Source organism: Bradyrhizobium sp. UNPA324 (assembly GCF_006658635.1).
GTDB classification, from domain to species: Bacteria; Pseudomonadota; Alphaproteobacteria; order Rhizobiales; family Xanthobacteraceae; genus Bradyrhizobium; species Bradyrhizobium nanningense.
Genome location: NZ_LFJD01000004.1, coordinates 1,621,395 through 1,636,254 on the forward strand (window position 1 = coordinate 1,621,395; position 14,860 = coordinate 1,636,254).

Genomic DNA, 14,860 nt, shown 5'->3' on the forward strand with positions numbered 1-14,860 from the left:
TCGGCGTTCGGGTTTCACTCAACATTGGCCGGCCTGCTTCGCTGGGCATTCGCGTCACGGATGTTCCCCATGAAATGCATTGTCACTGGTGGCGCAGGTTTCATCGGAAGTCACCTCGTCGATCGCCTCCTCGACGATGGCCACGAGGTGGTCGCGCTCGACAATTTTGTCATCGGCCGCCCGGAAAATCTGGCCTCGCGCGTCAATTCGAGCCAGTTGAAGGTCGTGCGGGCGGACGTTACCGACCTCGAATCGATCAGACCGTATTTCCACGGTATCGACTGGGTCTTCCATCTCGCGGCACTGGCCGACATCGTTCCCTCGATCGAGTCCCCGATCCCGTATCATCGCGCCAATGTCGACGGCACGGTCAACGTCCTCGAGGCGGCACGGCACGCGGGCGTCCGCCGCTTCGTATATGCCGCGTCGTCGTCCTGCTACGGCATTCCCGACGTCTACCCGACGCCGGAGAGCGCCGAGATCCGGCCGATGTATCCCTACGCCCTTACCAAGAATCTCGGCGAGCAGTGCGTCATGCACTGGTGCCAGGTCTACAAGCTGCCCGCGGTCGCGCTGCGCCTGTTCAACGTCTACGGGCCGCGCCATCGCACCACCGGCACCTACGGCGCCGTGTTCGGCGTGTTCATGGCGCAGAAGCTCGCCGGCAAGCCCTTCACGGTGGTCGGCGACGGCGAGCAGACGCGCGACTTCACTTTCGTCAGCGACGTAGCAGACGCCTTCGTGACCGCCGCGCGCTCCGATATCTCGCACGAGATATTCAACGTCGGCTCGGACAACACTTACAGCGTCAACCGGCTGGTCGAGCTTCTCGGCGGCGACAAGGTCCACATTCCAAAACGTCCGGGCGAGCCCGATTGCACCTACGCCGACATTACCAAGATCAAACGGGTCCTGAACTGGGCACCGAAGGTGAAATTCGAGGACGGCGTTGCGACGATGCTGAAATCGATGGATCAGTACAAGGACGCGCCGCTGTGGACGGTCGACAAGATCGCCGACGCCACCAAGGACTGGTTCAAATATCTCGGTGACGACAACGGCTCGCCGCAGAAGGCAAGCTCTTGAACAGGTTCGCGGGATATCGTTGCCGCGATTCGATCATTTCCGGGCGGCCATCTGAGACCTACCGGCGCTTTGGGTAATTCACATGGCTAATGCTCAGACAGACAAGCCGGCCGTTCATCCGGCACCGCACGATAAGATCAAGACCATCGAGGAGCTCGGCGAGGTCGCGCGCGCCGCGCAGGCCAAGGGCCTGACCGTCGCGCTCTGCCACGGCGTGTTCGATCTGGTGCATCTCGGCCACGTCCGGCACATCCTGGCGGCGCGCAACGAGGCCGACGTGGTCATCGTGACCATCACCGCCGACCGTTTCGTCAACAAGGGCCCGGGACGGCCGATCTTCCCGGAGAACATGCGTGCCGAGATGCTGGCCGCGCTCGGCACGGTCGACTGGGTCGGCATCAACCAGACCTCCAGTGCCGAGCCGGTGCTCGATACCGTGCGTCCCGACATCTACGTGAAGGGCTCGGACTACGAGAATCCCGAGGACGACGTTACCGGCAAGATCGCCATCGAGCGCGAGGCCGTCGAACGTCATGGCGGGCGAATCGTCTTCACGCGCGACGTGACCTTCAGCTCGTCGTCGCTGCTGAACCGCTACTTCGACATCTACGATCCCCCCTTGCGCGACTACCTCCAGAAGGTGCGCGAAAGCGGCGGCGCCGAACGGCTGCTGAAGCTGATCGACAAGATCCAGGACATGCACGTCGTGCTGGTCGGCGATACCATCATCGACGAATACCAGTACGTCACGGCGCTCGGGAAGGCTTCGAAGGAGAACATCGTCGCCACCCAGTTCAAGAATGGCGAGCAATTTGCCGGCGGCGTCATTGCCGCCGCCAATCACGTCGCGAGCTTCTGCAAGTCGGTCGAGATCGTCACGACGCTGGGTGGCAACGACTACCCTGAAGAGTTCATTCGCGCGCATGTCCGCCCGAATGTCACGCTGACGCCGATCCGCATTCAGGGCCGTCCGACGACCCGCAAGTTGCGGTACGTCGAGATGGGCTATCTACACAAGCTGTTCGAAGTCTATACGATGGACGACACGCCGCTCGAGGAGACCACGCGCAAGGAGATCGACCGCGTCACGGCCGAGCGCGTGCGCGGCGCGGACGTGGTCATCGTCACCGATTTCGGTCATGGCATGATCGCGTCCAGCACGATCGACGCGTTGATTGCGAACTCCAAGTTCCTGGCGGTCAACGCCCAGAGCAACAGCGGCAACCACGGCTACAATCTGATCACGAAGTATCCGCGGGCCGACTACGTCTGCATCGACGCGCCGGAAGCGCGGCTGGCCGCCACCGACAAGTTCAACGACATCGCATCGGTGATCGAGGACGGCCTGCACCGCAAGATCGATTGCGCCAACATGATCATCACGCACGGCTCCTTCGGCTGCTACCCCTTCTCGTCGAAGACCGGCGTCGCGCGCGTGCCCGCTTTCACCAAGACCGTGGTCGACACGGTCGGCGCCGGCGACGCCTTCCTGACGATTACGGCGCCGCTGGTGGCGGCCGGCGGCAATATCGAGGACGTCGCCTTCATCGGCAATGCGGCGGGCGCGATCAAGGTCGGCATCGTCGGTCACCGCAGCTCGGTCGAAAAGGCACCGCTGGTCAAGTTCGTCACCGCGTTGTTGAAGTGACGCGAACGGAAAATCTGGAGAACGACAGTGATTGATCGGAAATGGAACGTGATGGTCACCGGTGGCGCCGGCTATGTCGGCAGCGTGCTGGTTCCCCAGTTGCTCGCCGCCGGCCACAAGGTCACGGTGCTCGACCTCTTCATGTACGGCGACGACGTCTTCAACGCCGTTCGCGACAACCCGAACCTGCGCCTGATCAAGGGCGACATCCGCGATGAGGCCGCGATCAACGAGGCGCTGCGCGGCAACAACGCGGTGATCCACCTCGCCTGCATCTCCAACGACCCCTCGTTCGAGCTGGATCCTACGCTCGGCAAGTCCATCAACTACGACTGCTTCCGGCCGATGGTGCGCGCCGCCAAGAAGGCCGGCGTCAAGCGCTTCATCTACGCCTCCTCGTCGAGCGTCTACGGCATCAAGGACGAGGCCGAGGTGACCGAGGAACTGGCCTGCGAGCCGCTCACGGACTATTCGAAGTTCAAGGCGATGTGCGAGACCGACCTCGCCGACGAGGCGGCGTCCGGCTTTGTCACCTGCACGGTTCGTCCCGCGACCGTCTGCGGCTACGCTCCGCGGCAGCGGCTCGACGTCGTCGTCAACATCCTGACCAACCTCGCGGTCAACACCGGCCGCATCCGCGTGTTCGGCGGAACCCAGAAGCGGCCCAATCTGCACATCCAGGACATGTCCGCGGCCTATCTGTTCCTGCTGCAGCAGGATGACGCGAAGATCGACGGCAAGACCTACAACATCGGCTACGAAAACCACTCGCTGATGAAGATCGCCGACATCGTCAAATCGGTGGTTGGAGACAACGTCGACGTGGCCGTCGAGCCGACCGACGATCTGCGCTCCTACCACGTGTCGTCGGAGAAAATCCGCCGCGAGCTCGGATTTGCGCCGACCCACACGATCGAGCAGGCCGTGTCCGGCCTCGTGGACGCCTTCAAGGCCGGCCGCCTGCCGAACTCGCTGAGCGATCCCCGGTACTTCAACATCAAGATGATGCAGAACATCAGCCTGAAGTGAGCGGCGTGCGGATCGGCATCGATTTCGACAACACGATCATCTGCTACGACAAGGTCTTTGCCGCCGTCGCGCGTCAGCGTGGCCTGGTGCCGGAGGGCTGGGTGGGGCTGAAGACCGAGGTACGGAATCTGTTGCGGTCGCGTGCCGGCGGCGAGCTGGCTTGGCAGGGGCTGCAGGGCTTCGTCTACGGCAAGGGCATCGGCGGCGCCGAGATCTATCCTGGAGTCCGCGAGTTCCTCGCAAGCTGCCGCAAGGCCGGCGCGAGCGTCTACATCGTCAGCCACAAGACCCAGTTCGGCCATCAGGACCCCGACCGCGTCGATCTGCGCGAGGCCGCGCGCGGCTGGTTGAGGGGCGCCGGTCTCATCGACGCCGCGGATGCGGCGCTGACGGCGGGCAACGTCTATTTCGAGGACACGCTGGCGGCCAAGGTCGAACGGCTCGCGAGTCTTAAGCTCGATATCTTCATTGACGATCTCGTCGACGTCTTCGAGCAGCCGCATTTCCCGAAGGCGACGCGATCGATCCTGTTCACGCAGTCGCGGCCGCCTCATCCCGACCATTGCGAGCCGATCGCGAGCTGGGCGGATATAGGCCGCGGGGTGTTCGCGCCATGAGCGAGCCGGACCTGAACGCGCAGGATGCAATTTCGATCGGCAACCGCCTGGCGGGGGCGCAGGTCGTGGCCGCTCAACCGGCACGGTCCGGCGGCAACAACAGGGTGTTTCGGCTGGAGATGGCGAAAGGACCGCCCCTCGCCCTCAAGCATTATCCGTCCGACGGGCGCGATCGCCTCGGACAGGAATACGACGCGCTCACGTTTCTGTCGCGCCACGGCATCTCGTCGACGCCGCGGCCGATCGCAAAAGATGCCGATGCGTTCTGCGCGCTGTATCAATGGTTCGACGGTGAGGCGGCGGTCCTGCATCCCCAGGAGGACGACGCCGATCAGCTGGCCGATTTCCTGATCGAATTACAGAAGCTGCGCGACGCCGAAGGTGCGCAGGCTTTGCGGAACGCCTCAGCCAGCATCTTTTCGCCCGAGGAAGCCATCGCCCAGTACGAGCAGCGCCTCGACGGACTGCGGCGGGCCTCGAATGATTATCCGGATCTGCGCGCGTTCATCGACGGCAACCTGGTTCCCAGCACTGCCGCCGCCATTCGACGACTCCGCCAGCGCTATGCGGAACTGGGGCGGGATCCCGCTGCGGACCTTTTGCCCTCACATCGCGCATTGAGCCCCTCGGACTTCGGACTGCACAACGCGCTGCGCGGCGAGGACGGCCGGCTGCGCTTCATCGACTTCGAATATTTCGGCTGGGACGATCCGGTCAAACTCGTGTCCGACACCGCGATTCACCCGGGCAGCGATCTGCCGGAAGCCAGCGCGAATCGCTTGATCGAACGCCTCACGCAAGCTTTCGCGGCTAGGGATGACGCGTTTGCGATCCGCCGGGACGTACTGTATCCTGTGTTCGGGGCGATTTGGTGCCTGATTGTCCTGAATGCTTATTTGCCGGAAAGCCGCTCCCGGCGCGCCATGGCCGCGCAAGGTGGCGATCTGACGGTCCGCCTTGCCGGCCAGCTCGACAAAGCCCGCCGGCTCCATCAAACGATTTGCCAACGTGATCCAGATCTCACCCCACGCTGAAGCCGCCCTCACCTGCACGCTGGACGAGCGTAGCCTTTACTTGCGCCGCCTGGTCCTCGGTTCTGTTCGTTCGGCGGGACGCGGCCATGTCGGTCCGGCCCTGTCGCTGATCGAAATGGTCCGCGTGCTCTACGACGACGTGCTGCGGATCGATCCGAACAACCCGCAAGATCCCGATCGCGACCGCGCCATCCTCAGCAAGGGACACGGTTGCCTGGCGCTCTACGCGCTGCTCGCCGATCGCGGCTTCTTTCCGCTGTCGGAGCTGGACGGCTTTTGCGGCTCCGACAGTATTTTGGGCGGACATCCCGAATACGGCATGGTGCCGGGGGTCGAGGCCTCGACCGGCGCACTCGGACACGGCCTGTCGATCGGCGTCGGCCTTGCGCTCGCCGCCCGCATGCGCGAGCGCAGCTACCGGACCTTTGTCCTACTGGGCGACGGCGAGATCAACGAGGGATCGGTGTGGGAGGCCGCGATGGGCGCGGCCAAGCACGGGCTGGATAACCTCGTCGCGCTGATCGACTACAACAAGCTTCAGAGCTACGGGCCCACCGACTATGTGCTGCCGCTGGAGCCGCTCGCGGACAAATGGCGCAGCTTCGGCTTTGCCGTGCAGGAGCTCAACGGCCACGACGTCGGCGCCCTGCGCACCGTCCTGAAGCAGGTCCCAGCCGTTCCGGGCAAGCCCACCGCGATCATCTGCCATACCGTCAAGGGCAAGGGTCTGCCGGCCGCGGAATCCAATGCCGATTGGCATCACAAGAACAAGCTGACCGACAGCGAGCTCGACGCCATCCGCGTCGCCGTCGGCGATTTTTGATCGGCTCCCCATGCGCAACACCGCCTTGAACATGGTCCACAAGCTCGCCGCGCGCGACGAGCGCGTGCTCTACATCGGCTCCGACCCCGGCGCCGGCACGCTGCGCGCGATGAGCAAGGAATTTCCCAAGCGCCATCTGATCGAGGGCATTTCGGAAGCGCACATCATCGGCATGTCGGCCGGTCTCGCGATGGAAGATTTTGTTCCTTACGTGAACACCATCGCGACATTCCTCACCCGCCGCTGCTACGAGCAGGTGGCCGTCGATCTCTGCCTGCACAACCTGCCGGTACGGCTGATCGCCAACGGCGGCGGCCTCGTTTACGCGCCGCTCGGCCCGACTCACCAGGCGATCGAAGACATCGCCATCATGCGGGCGCTGCCAAACATGACGGTGATCTGCCCGTGCGACGCCGACGAGGCGGCGCGCATGATGGAGCAGACGCTGGACTGGAAGGGCCCAATCTACATTCGGCTCGGCAAGGGCGGCGACGCGATCGTCTCGAAGGCCGAGCACGGCTTTGAGATCGGCAAAGCCATCCTGATGCGGCCGCCCGGCGACGTCCTCATGGTGACGACCGGCATCATGCTTCAGCGCGCCATCGCCGCCGCCGACCTGCTGGCCGCGCAAGGCATTCGCGCCGGCATCCTGCACATGCATACGGTAAAGCCGCTCGATGCCGAGGCGCTGCTGCAGGCAGTCCGCGGCACCAGGCTCGTGGCGACGCTGGAAGAGCACGTTCCCTCCGGCGGTCTCGGCAGCGCCGTCGCCGAAGCGCTGATCGACAGGCTCGGCTCCGGCTTCCCTGCAATGCTGCGGCTGTCGCTGCCGGACCGCTTCATGCACAATTACGGCTCGCAGGATTCGCTGCTGAAGAAGCACGGTCTTTCCGCTGGCGCCATCGCGACGTCGATCGAGCACGCGCTCGCGGCCTCGCGCGCCTCCTCCCCTCAACTTCATTCCACCTGACGGGTCACATGTACGACGTTCGATATTCCTATCTGCTCGAGCAATTCTCCGACCCCGCTCCGATCCTCGCCGAGATCGGCCGGCTGGTTGCGACCGGTGATTTCACCCTCGGCAAGCCCGTTGCCGAATTCGAGAAGCGCTTTGCCGAACTGATCGGCGTGCGTCACGCCATCGGCGTCGGATCCGGCACCGATGCGCTCAAGCTGCCGCTCAAGGCGCTTGGCATCGGTCATGGCGACGAGGTCATCACCGCCGCCAACACCTTCATCGCCACCGTCGGTGCGATCGCCGAAACCGGCGCGACGCCGGTGCTGGTCGACTGCGACGATTCCTTCTGCATGAATGTCGACCAGGTCGAGGCCGCCATCACTGCGAAGACCAAGGCGATCATGCCGGTGCAGTTGACTGGCGAGGTCACCGACATGGGCAAGCTGATGCCGATCGCGCAGCGCCATAACCTGCCCGTGGTCGAGGACGCTTGCCAGGGCATCCTGTCGGAGTTCGCGGGAAAGCGGTCCGGCACCCACGGCATCGCGGCCGGCTTCTCCCTGCATCCGCTCAAGAACCTCAACGTCTGGGGCGATGCCGGCGTCGTCGTCACCAATGACGACGGCATGAACGAGAAGCTTCGCCTGATCCGCAACCACGGCATGAAGAACCGCGACGAGATCGCGATCCTCGGCTGCAATTCGCGCCTCGATTCCCTCCAGGCGGTCGTCGGCAACTGGCTGATCGGCCAGACCAGCGAGATCACGCGGCGCCGGATCGAGAATGCCGCCTATTACGACGCGGGCCTTGCCGGCCTGCCCGGCCTGCGCATCCCGCCGCGCCGGCCCAACGTGAAGCACGTCTACCATCTCTACATGGTGTTCGCCGAACGCCGCGACGAGCTCTACAAATATTGCCTGGACAACGGCATCGAGGCCAAGATCCACTACCCGATCCCGCTGTATCAGCAGGAAGGTCTGAAGCATCTCGGCTACGCGCCCGGCACCTTCCCCGTCACCGACCGCCACGCCAAGGAGGTCATCAGCTTCCCCGTCGACCAGCATCTGACGCGCGCCCAGCAGGACCGCGTCATCGAGACCGTCAGGAAGTTCTGTCATGGACGCTGACACCGGCCGCCGGCGCATCGGTTACGTCAATCTTCCCGCGCAGTTCGAGGAAGAGCGCGCCGAGATCATGCAGGCGGTCGAGGGCGTGTTCCAACGCGGCGATTTCATCGGTGGCGCGGCGGTCGGAAAGCTCGAGGAGGAATTGTCGGCCTATCTCGGCTCGCCGCATGTGGTGACGCTGAATTCCGGCACCGACGCACTGATCCTGGCCTTGCGGGCGCTCGACATCGGCCCCGGCGACGAGGTCATCACCCCACCGAATTCGTTCGTGGCATCGACCGCCGCGATCATCGCGGTCGGCGCCACGCCGGTGTTTGCGGACGTGCTGCCGGACCAGAACATCGATCCGGCCGCAGTCGAGGCCGCCGTCACGGCGCGCACCAAGGCGATCATGCCGGTGCATCTGACCGGGCGCATGGCCGACATGACCCCGCTGATGGCGATCGCGGACAAGCACGCGCTCGCCGTGATCGAGGACAGCGCCCAGGCCGTCGGCTCGACCTATGACGGCCGGATGAGCGGTACCATCGGCACGTTCGGCTGCTTCTCCGCCCATCCGCTGAAGAATCTCAACGCGGCCGGCGATGCCGGTTTCCTCGTCACCGCCGACGCCGAGCTCGCCGCCAGAATCCGCCGGCTGCGCAATCACGGCCTGATCAACCGCAGCGACGTCCAGGAATGGGGCATCGTGTCACGGCTCGACACGCTCCAGGCCGAGGTGCTGCGCATTCGCCTGCGTCACCTGCCCTCGGTGATCGAACGCCGGCGGCGCAATGCCACGCAATACCGCGCCGAGCTCGCGGGGCTGCCTCTGTTCATTCCGCCCTGCCGCAACATCGAGTTCAACACCTTCCATACCTTCGTGGTGCAGACCGACCGCCGCAACGACTTCCAGAAATATCTCGCCGACAAGGGCATCGAGACCGCCATCCACTATCCGGTCCCGATCCACCTGCAGCCGGCGGCCGCGCATCTCGGTCATGGCCGCGGCGCGTTCCCGGTGACCGAGCGGCAGGCGGACCAGATCCTGACGCTTCCCATCAACCAGTTCCTGTCGGCCGCCGACATCAGCTATATTTGCGCGACCGCCCGGGAGTACTTTGCATGACGGATACGGACTTCCTTCAGGCCGACGAGCAGGCGCTGGCGCAGCGCTTCATCGACGATGGCTTCGTCACCACGCCGGCCGACGATCGCGCCGGGCTCGACAGGATCCAACGGCGCGCGGCGGAGCTCGCGGCGGACTATCTGAAGCTGCCGCACAGCAACGATCCCTACGCGATGCTCGATACCATCCACACCCGCGTGAGCGTGGACGATCTCAACGGCCTGCGGCTGCACGTCTTCAACGGCCTCAATGCCGAGCCGTGGTTTCGGCCGACCTATTTCCGTCTGGCGCGCTCGACGATCGAGACCATCGTCGGCAACGAGCTCTGCATGCAGCGCCGCGTCAATCTGAGCATCCAGCTTCCCGGCGACAGCTCGTCGCTGCTCGCCACCCATTCCGACGTCTGGTCGGGCGACTCGCCGTTCGAGGTCGTGGTGTGGGTGCCGCTGGTCGACGTGCACCGGACCAAATCGATGTATCTGCTGCCGCCCTCCCTGAACGGCGAGATGCAGGACCGGATGGCGGCGTTGCGCAGCGCCGAGGAGCTGTACAAGACGATCAAGCCGCACGCGACCTTCATCGAGATTCCCTACGGTCACGTGATGCTGTTCAACCAGACCCTGATGCACGGCAACCGCATCAACGAGGAAGCCGGCACGCGCTGGAGCATGAACTGCCGCTTCAAGAGCATCATGTCGCCCTACGCGGACAAGCGCTTCGGCGAGTTCTTCGAGCCGATCCTGCTGCGCCCGGCGACGCGGGTCGGCATGCAGTACAAGCTGCCGGGAGGCTTCCATGGCTGAACGCACCGGCCATCGCGGCTATATCGGCGCCCGGCCGCTGAACGGCAGCCGCACCCCGCAGCACGTCCAGAACATCGTGATCCGCGACTACGCGCGGCGAAAGAATCTGCACTATCTCCTCAGTGCCGCCGAGCACACCATGCCAGGCAGCTACATGGTGCTCGAGGATATCCTGGACGAGCTGCCGCAGCTGCGCGGCATGATTCTCTACAGCATCTTCATGCTGCCGCCCGACGAGGCTCGCCGGCGGGAAATCTACGACCGCGTGCTGCGCGAAGGCTGCGACCTCCACGCAGCGGTCGAGGAGATCACGCTGTCGTCGCAGAAGGACATCCAGGCCGTCGAGGACATCCTGCTGGTCAATAGATACGCGACCATCCTGTGACGGTGCCGCGGACCGGTTGGGCCCCATGACCGAGATCAACCTGCTCCAGCCGATGCACGCCTCGACGAGGCGGAACTACGTCCAGCGCGTGGTCGAGCACGACAAGGCGGAATCCGCCACTGTGGCGCGGCAATGGGGCCGCGACTACTGGGACGGCGATCGGCGCTACGGCTATGGCGGCTATCGCTATGACGGCCGCTGGCGTCCGCTCGCCCAGACCCTGATCGCTCGCTACGGCATCAAGCCCGGAATGAGCGTGCTCGACGTCGGCTGCGGCAAGGGCTACCTGCTCTACGAGTTCACCCAGCTCGTCCCCGACCTCAGGATCGCCGGCATCGACATCTCCGACTACGGCATCGCCAACGCCAAGGAGGAGGTTCGGTCGCTGTTGCAGGTCGGCAGCGCCGTCGAGCTCCCCTACCCCGATCACAGCTTCGATCTCGTGGTGTCGCTCGGCGTGCTGCACAACCTTCCGCTCGAGGACGTGTTCCGCGCGGTGCCCGAGATCGAGCGCGTCGGACGCGGCACCTCGAAATATCTGATGGTGGAATCCTTCCGCAACGAGCGCGAGAAGGCCAACCTGCTCTACTGGCAGCTCACCTGCCTGAGCTTCCACGGCCCCGAAACCTGGGCGTGGATCTACGACAAATGCGGGTACCGGGGCGACCATGGGTTCATCTTCTTCGAATGAGGCAACGGGCCTGCGTCGGCCGACCTCACTGCGCGCGCAAAATCCCGAAGTCTATTATTCGGACGACGCCATCGTCACGGCGGATGACGCCACGATCGCGGAGCTGAAACGCATCGCCGCCGGCAACCCGCGTCTGCGCAGCCGCCTGTGCACGCATCCGGATCCCTCGTCCGGCCTGCACGAGATGCTGATCGTGCACCACCGGGAGGCCTATGTGCGGCCCCACAAGCATCTTGGCAAACCTGAATCGTTTCACGTCATCGAGGGCACCGCGCAGGTCGTGATCTTCGAGGATGACGGCCGTATTCTCGAAGTGCTCGAGATGGCGCCCTACGGCCAGGGCAAGCGCTGCTACTACCGCATGCCGGAAAAGGTCTTTCACTCGATCCTGATCACGTCGGAGTGGCTGGTATTCCACGAGACCACCGCTGGCCCGTTCGATCCCTCGCGGACGGTTTTTCCGGACTGGGCTCCCGATGGCGGCGACGCCGCCGCGGTCCAGGACTACGTCACAAGAACCGGTACGCTCGCCATGACGCATCTGAACAAGCGAGTCAAAGCGTAGGGCCATGGCCAGCTTCGCCGGGTTCGATAATCCTCGAATGAATGCAGGCCCAAAAACTGCGGCTCTCCGAGAACGGGAGCGAGCGGGCGCTGGATATGTCTACGTGGCTCTGGCTCTCGCCTTCATGACGAGCGTGCCCGCGCTGTTTGCGCGCGAGGTCTTTGGCGATGATTGGACTGTGTACTATATCTACTGGACCCAAGGTCCAGCAGGGTTAGCTCGCGTGCTGCGGGAGTCGGCACATGCCGGCTTCGCCATTCCGATGACGCTGTTCGTGGCGCTCTTCAACGATACGCCCGATGTCGCTGCACGGATCGCCGGACTGGGCTGCCATCTGGTCAACGGCTTATTGCTCCATTCCATCCTGTCGCGATCACCTCATACAAGACGGATCGCCGCACTCGTCGCGGCTCTGTTCCTGCTCAGCCCGTTCTATGCACTTCGCCTGACACTCAACGCCGTCTACGACTTTTTTCTGCTCTTCTATCTGCTGTCCTACGCGTTGTCGTATTCGAAGGTGCGGGCACTCCGATGGGCGGCGCCGCTCACTCTGTTTTTCTCGTTGTCGCTTGAAAGTCTGATCGCGCTTGAACCGCTCCGCGTCGTGCTGACCTGGTCCACTCTCGAACCGTGGAAGCGCAGGCTCGCGCGCCTTGCCCCGTTCTGGCTGGTAATTGCGGCCGTCATCGTGCTGCGCCTCACCATCCTGGGAAAGAGCGGTCACTACGCCGGACAGTATAGCTTCGTGCGCGACCACACCGTGATAGGCAACTCGCTGCTCGAGCACCTCATGGCTTTTCCGAAAGGCCTGTCCTATGCCTTTTCCCAAGGGAGCGCCCTGGTGGGCCCTTCCGTCTGGACGGTGCTGACGTTGCTGGGAGTCATCGGGTTCGCTCTCCTCCCGTCCCGAGCATTGTGGACCCCTTGGGCGCTCGAGGGCCGCAGCTCGATAAAACGGGTGCTGGTGTTGCTCCTGGCCGGAGCCGCCATTGTCATCCTTGGTGCATTGCCTTTCGCCCTGACGGGGACCTATGGCGACGTGACAAGGGGCGAATCAAGGCTGCTCTTCGCCTCGCAAATCGGCGTATTGATATTTACGGCCGCTACCCTGCAGATGATTCCCGGATCGCGGCTCCGCGCAGGGATGGCCGGCGGTCTTATCGCGGTGTTCGCACTAGCGATGGCGCAGGATTCCAAATGGCTGCTGTACGACGGCCTGATCAGCGCTGACCTGCAGCGGCAAGTTCGGGCAGCCTTACTTGCAGATCCCGAGCCGAAGGTTGTGAAGCTCCAAGTCGAGAACAGTCACCTCCTGTCATTTCGCTCCCGGTGTCTTGGCGCCAGTGACATGAACGTTGCCCACATAATGTTGCGCGATGAAAGTCGGGAACGGTCGTTCGTCTATACTGATTATTGCGGGGATTTTCAGAATCCCAGCACGCTCTTGAGCGGCAAGTGCACCATTTCATATCTTGAATTTCTTCCCTGCCCGCCACGTCGGGAGACTTGGCGCTACCGCGCGGCGCCGGGAATTGCGCAGCTCAACGACATTGGATTCCTCGAGCTGATGAGTGCCGTGCTTAGGGATGCGCCGTCAGCCATGCAAGGCCGCGGCGAGCTCATGCAATTGAAAGACGATCTGCCGATTCCATTGGCCAGAGCAGAATACCGTCCCCCTTGCCACCGGACGGGAGTACCCGGCTCAGCTTGGCTGCTGGCACTCCCGGCGCCGGCCTGCGACCCTTCAAAGGCTCGATAGATCCCGCATTGCGATGTCGGCACGCATCAACAGGCACTGGAGGAATTTGCTTAATGATGAGTAGAACGGGCTGCTGATGCTCTCCGGCAGGAAGACAATCATTGTCCTGACCAAGCTCATTGTCTCGGCCGGCATCATCGTTCTGGTCGCACGCGACCTGGATCTTTGGTCGCTCAAGGCCGACCTTCTCGCTGTCAAATTACACATGCTCGCGCTAGCGGTGTTGCTGCTGTTCGCGCAGACGTTCGCCCTGTGCAACCGCTGGATTTTGATTCTCCGCGCGATCGGCGTATCTCTGGATTGGGTGGCGGGATGGCGCATTCTTCTTGCCAGCGCATGGTTTAATCAGGTGTTGCCCTCCGGCGGTGAAGCGGTCCGTATATGGATGTTGCGGCGGCATGGAGCAATTTGGTCGCAGACCTTGAGCAGCATTGTCGCAGATCGGTTCATCGGCCTTCTGGCCCTCGGCTTCCTCATTTTGGCGGGAATGCCGTTCTTGATCTCGCGCATCCATGATGATGTCTTGCTGTTCGCCGTCGCAGCTATCATCGCTGCCGCATATTTCGGCGCAATCGTCCTCCTGACGTTGAATCGGTTGTCGGCCCGGGTGACTGCAGTTCTTCCCGTCCGGATTATGCAGTTTGCGGCGCTTCTCGAAGCTCCGCTACGCGTGAGAGCGGGACGTAAAGCCTTGTTCAGTTCGGCTATTGTTGTTCATCTTCTGACCATTATGGCGTCTTATGCTCTTGCGATCGGGCTGGACGCCGGGTTGTCCGCACTCGACGCATTCGTCCTTGTGCCGCTGGTGATCATGGCGGCCGCCGTCCCGCTTTCCATCGGAGGATGGGGGATTCGTGAGGGGGCGATGGTCGGTGCGCTCGGGCTCGTCGGCATCGCATCCGACAAGGCGCTCGCGATATCGATCTTGCTCGGGCTCGGCAATCTCATCGTCGGCGTCATCGGGGGCGCGGTGTGGCTGCTTGCGCCGGAGCGTGCGACTTACGGCGCCGAACCGGATGATACTGCAACACCGCTCCATCAGCGGTAATTGAGCGAACCTGAATGAGGTGCACCGCACCGGATTGCCGCGGTAACCGGACAAGCCGGATGCCATTGATCAAAGGCGACCGTGCTGGTGCGGCGCTGTTCCCGCCGCTGGTGGCGCAGGGACAAGGCAACTTAGGAATTGTGGCGCAGGCTGAGCCACTATATAGGCTTCAGCTAGTT

Annotated in this window: 15 protein-coding genes; all 15 read left to right on the forward strand. The window is 63.4% G+C overall.

Annotated features, from left to right (window positions below):
- Positions 1-69 precede the first annotated feature (69 nt).
- The 15 genes from UNPA324_RS07960 to UNPA324_RS08030 all read left to right on the forward strand — a co-directional run bounded on the left by UNPA324_RS07960 (position 70) and on the right by UNPA324_RS08030 (position 14,681).
- Positions 70-1,086 carry an SDR family oxidoreductase gene (locus UNPA324_RS07960; RefSeq protein ID WP_141934312.1) on the forward strand — a complete coding sequence of 339 codons (1,017 nt, stop codon included), beginning with the start codon at positions 70-72 and terminating at the stop codon, positions 1,084-1,086.
- 82 nt (positions 1,087-1,168) lie between these two features.
- Positions 1,169-2,734: a PfkB family carbohydrate kinase gene (locus UNPA324_RS07965; protein WP_141934313.1), complete on the forward strand. Its 1,566-nt coding sequence runs from the start codon at positions 1,169-1,171 to the stop codon at positions 2,732-2,734.
- A 27-nt stretch (positions 2,735-2,761) separates the two neighbouring features.
- Entirely contained in the window at positions 2,762-3,763 is a 1,002-nt protein-coding gene (locus UNPA324_RS07970; protein ID WP_141934314.1) for an NAD-dependent epimerase/dehydratase family protein, read from the forward strand.
- Between the two features lie 5 nt (positions 3,764-3,768).
- Positions 3,769-4,380, forward strand: coding sequence for an HAD family hydrolase (locus UNPA324_RS07975; RefSeq protein ID WP_246667137.1), 612 nt, complete (start codon positions 3,769-3,771; stop codon positions 4,378-4,380).
- Positions 4,377-5,414 carry an aminoglycoside phosphotransferase family protein gene (locus UNPA324_RS07980; RefSeq protein WP_181769328.1) on the forward strand — a complete coding sequence of 346 codons (1,038 nt, stop codon included), beginning with the start codon at positions 4,377-4,379 and terminating at the stop codon, positions 5,412-5,414. Before UNPA324_RS07975 ends, UNPA324_RS07980 begins: the two co-directional genes overlap by 4 nt.
- Entirely contained in the window at positions 5,389-6,237 is an 849-nt protein-coding gene (locus tag UNPA324_RS07985) for a transketolase (RefSeq protein ID WP_141934316.1), read from the forward strand. Before UNPA324_RS07980 ends, UNPA324_RS07985 begins: the two co-directional genes overlap by 26 nt.
- Positions 6,238-6,247: 10 nt before the next feature.
- Positions 6,248-7,207: a transketolase family protein gene (locus tag UNPA324_RS07990; RefSeq protein WP_141934317.1), complete on the forward strand. Its 960-nt coding sequence runs from the start codon at positions 6,248-6,250 to the stop codon at positions 7,205-7,207.
- 8 nt (positions 7,208-7,215) lie between these two features.
- Complete coding sequence (locus UNPA324_RS07995) at positions 7,216-8,322, forward strand: DegT/DnrJ/EryC1/StrS family aminotransferase (RefSeq protein WP_141934318.1); 1,107 nt, start codon at positions 7,216-7,218, stop codon at positions 8,320-8,322.
- Positions 8,312-9,430 (forward strand): DegT/DnrJ/EryC1/StrS family aminotransferase, encoded by a 1,119-nt coding sequence (locus tag UNPA324_RS08000; RefSeq protein WP_141934319.1) that lies wholly within the window; start codon positions 8,312-8,314, stop codon positions 9,428-9,430. Before UNPA324_RS07995 ends, UNPA324_RS08000 begins: the two co-directional genes overlap by 11 nt.
- Positions 9,427-10,233 carry a sporadic carbohydrate cluster 2OG-Fe(II) oxygenase gene (locus UNPA324_RS08005; protein ID WP_141934320.1) on the forward strand — a complete coding sequence of 269 codons (807 nt, stop codon included), beginning with the start codon at positions 9,427-9,429 and terminating at the stop codon, positions 10,231-10,233. Before UNPA324_RS08000 ends, UNPA324_RS08005 begins: the two co-directional genes overlap by 4 nt.
- A complete protein-coding gene (locus UNPA324_RS08010; RefSeq protein ID WP_141934321.1) occupies positions 10,226-10,618 on the forward strand; it encodes an LIC12192 family sporadic carbohydrate cluster protein in 393 nt (130 codons plus the stop codon). Before UNPA324_RS08005 ends, UNPA324_RS08010 begins: the two co-directional genes overlap by 8 nt.
- A 25-nt stretch (positions 10,619-10,643) precedes the next feature.
- Positions 10,644-11,309, forward strand: a complete 666-nt coding sequence (locus UNPA324_RS08015) for a class I SAM-dependent methyltransferase (RefSeq protein WP_141934322.1) — start codon at positions 10,644-10,646, stop codon at positions 11,307-11,309.
- Positions 11,287-11,874 carry a WbuC family cupin fold metalloprotein gene (locus UNPA324_RS08020; RefSeq protein ID WP_141934323.1) on the forward strand — a complete coding sequence of 196 codons (588 nt, stop codon included), beginning with the start codon at positions 11,287-11,289 and terminating at the stop codon, positions 11,872-11,874. The genes UNPA324_RS08015 and UNPA324_RS08020 overlap by 23 nt, the downstream gene beginning before the upstream one ends.
- A gap of 103 nt (positions 11,875-11,977) precedes the next feature.
- The gene (locus UNPA324_RS08025) at positions 11,978-13,633 is read left to right on the forward strand and encodes a hypothetical protein (protein ID WP_141934324.1); all 1,656 of its coding nucleotides are present in this window, start codon (positions 11,978-11,980) and stop codon (positions 13,631-13,633) included.
- A 76-nt stretch (positions 13,634-13,709) separates the two neighbouring features.
- On the forward strand, positions 13,710-14,681 hold the full coding sequence (locus UNPA324_RS08030) for a lysylphosphatidylglycerol synthase transmembrane domain-containing protein (protein ID WP_141934325.1): 972 nt from the start codon (positions 13,710-13,712) through the stop codon (positions 14,679-14,681).
- The last annotated feature ends 179 nt before the right edge of the window (positions 14,682-14,860 follow it).

What these genes read in the sequence shown, in the direction of transcription:
- UNPA324_RS07960 (WP_141934312.1), top strand. Translation starts at nt 70, where the DNA reads ATGAAATGCATTGTCACTGGTGGCGCAGGTTTCATCGGAAGTCACCTC.
- UNPA324_RS07965 (WP_141934313.1), top strand. Translation starts at nt 1,169, where the DNA reads ATGGCTAATGCTCAGACAGACAAGCCGGCCGTTCATCCGGCACCGCAC.
- UNPA324_RS07980 (WP_181769328.1), top strand. Translation starts at nt 4,377, where the DNA reads ATGAGCGAGCCGGACCTGAACGCGCAGGATGCAATTTCGATCGGCAAC.
- UNPA324_RS07990 (WP_141934317.1), top strand. Translation starts at nt 6,248, where the DNA reads ATGCGCAACACCGCCTTGAACATGGTCCACAAGCTCGCCGCGCGCGAC.
- UNPA324_RS07995 (WP_141934318.1), top strand. Translation starts at nt 7,216, where the DNA reads ATGTACGACGTTCGATATTCCTATCTGCTCGAGCAATTCTCCGACCCC.
- UNPA324_RS08000 (WP_141934319.1), top strand. Translation starts at nt 8,312, where the DNA reads ATGGACGCTGACACCGGCCGCCGGCGCATCGGTTACGTCAATCTTCCC.
- UNPA324_RS08005 (WP_141934320.1), top strand. Translation starts at nt 9,427, where the DNA reads ATGACGGATACGGACTTCCTTCAGGCCGACGAGCAGGCGCTGGCGCAG.
- UNPA324_RS08010 (WP_141934321.1), top strand. Translation starts at nt 10,226, where the DNA reads ATGGCTGAACGCACCGGCCATCGCGGCTATATCGGCGCCCGGCCGCTG.
- UNPA324_RS08015 (WP_141934322.1), top strand. Translation starts at nt 10,644, where the DNA reads ATGACCGAGATCAACCTGCTCCAGCCGATGCACGCCTCGACGAGGCGG.
- UNPA324_RS08020 (WP_141934323.1), top strand. Translation starts at nt 11,287, where the DNA reads ATGGGTTCATCTTCTTCGAATGAGGCAACGGGCCTGCGTCGGCCGACC.
- UNPA324_RS08030 (WP_141934325.1), top strand. Translation starts at nt 13,710, where the DNA reads ATGCTCTCCGGCAGGAAGACAATCATTGTCCTGACCAAGCTCATTGTC.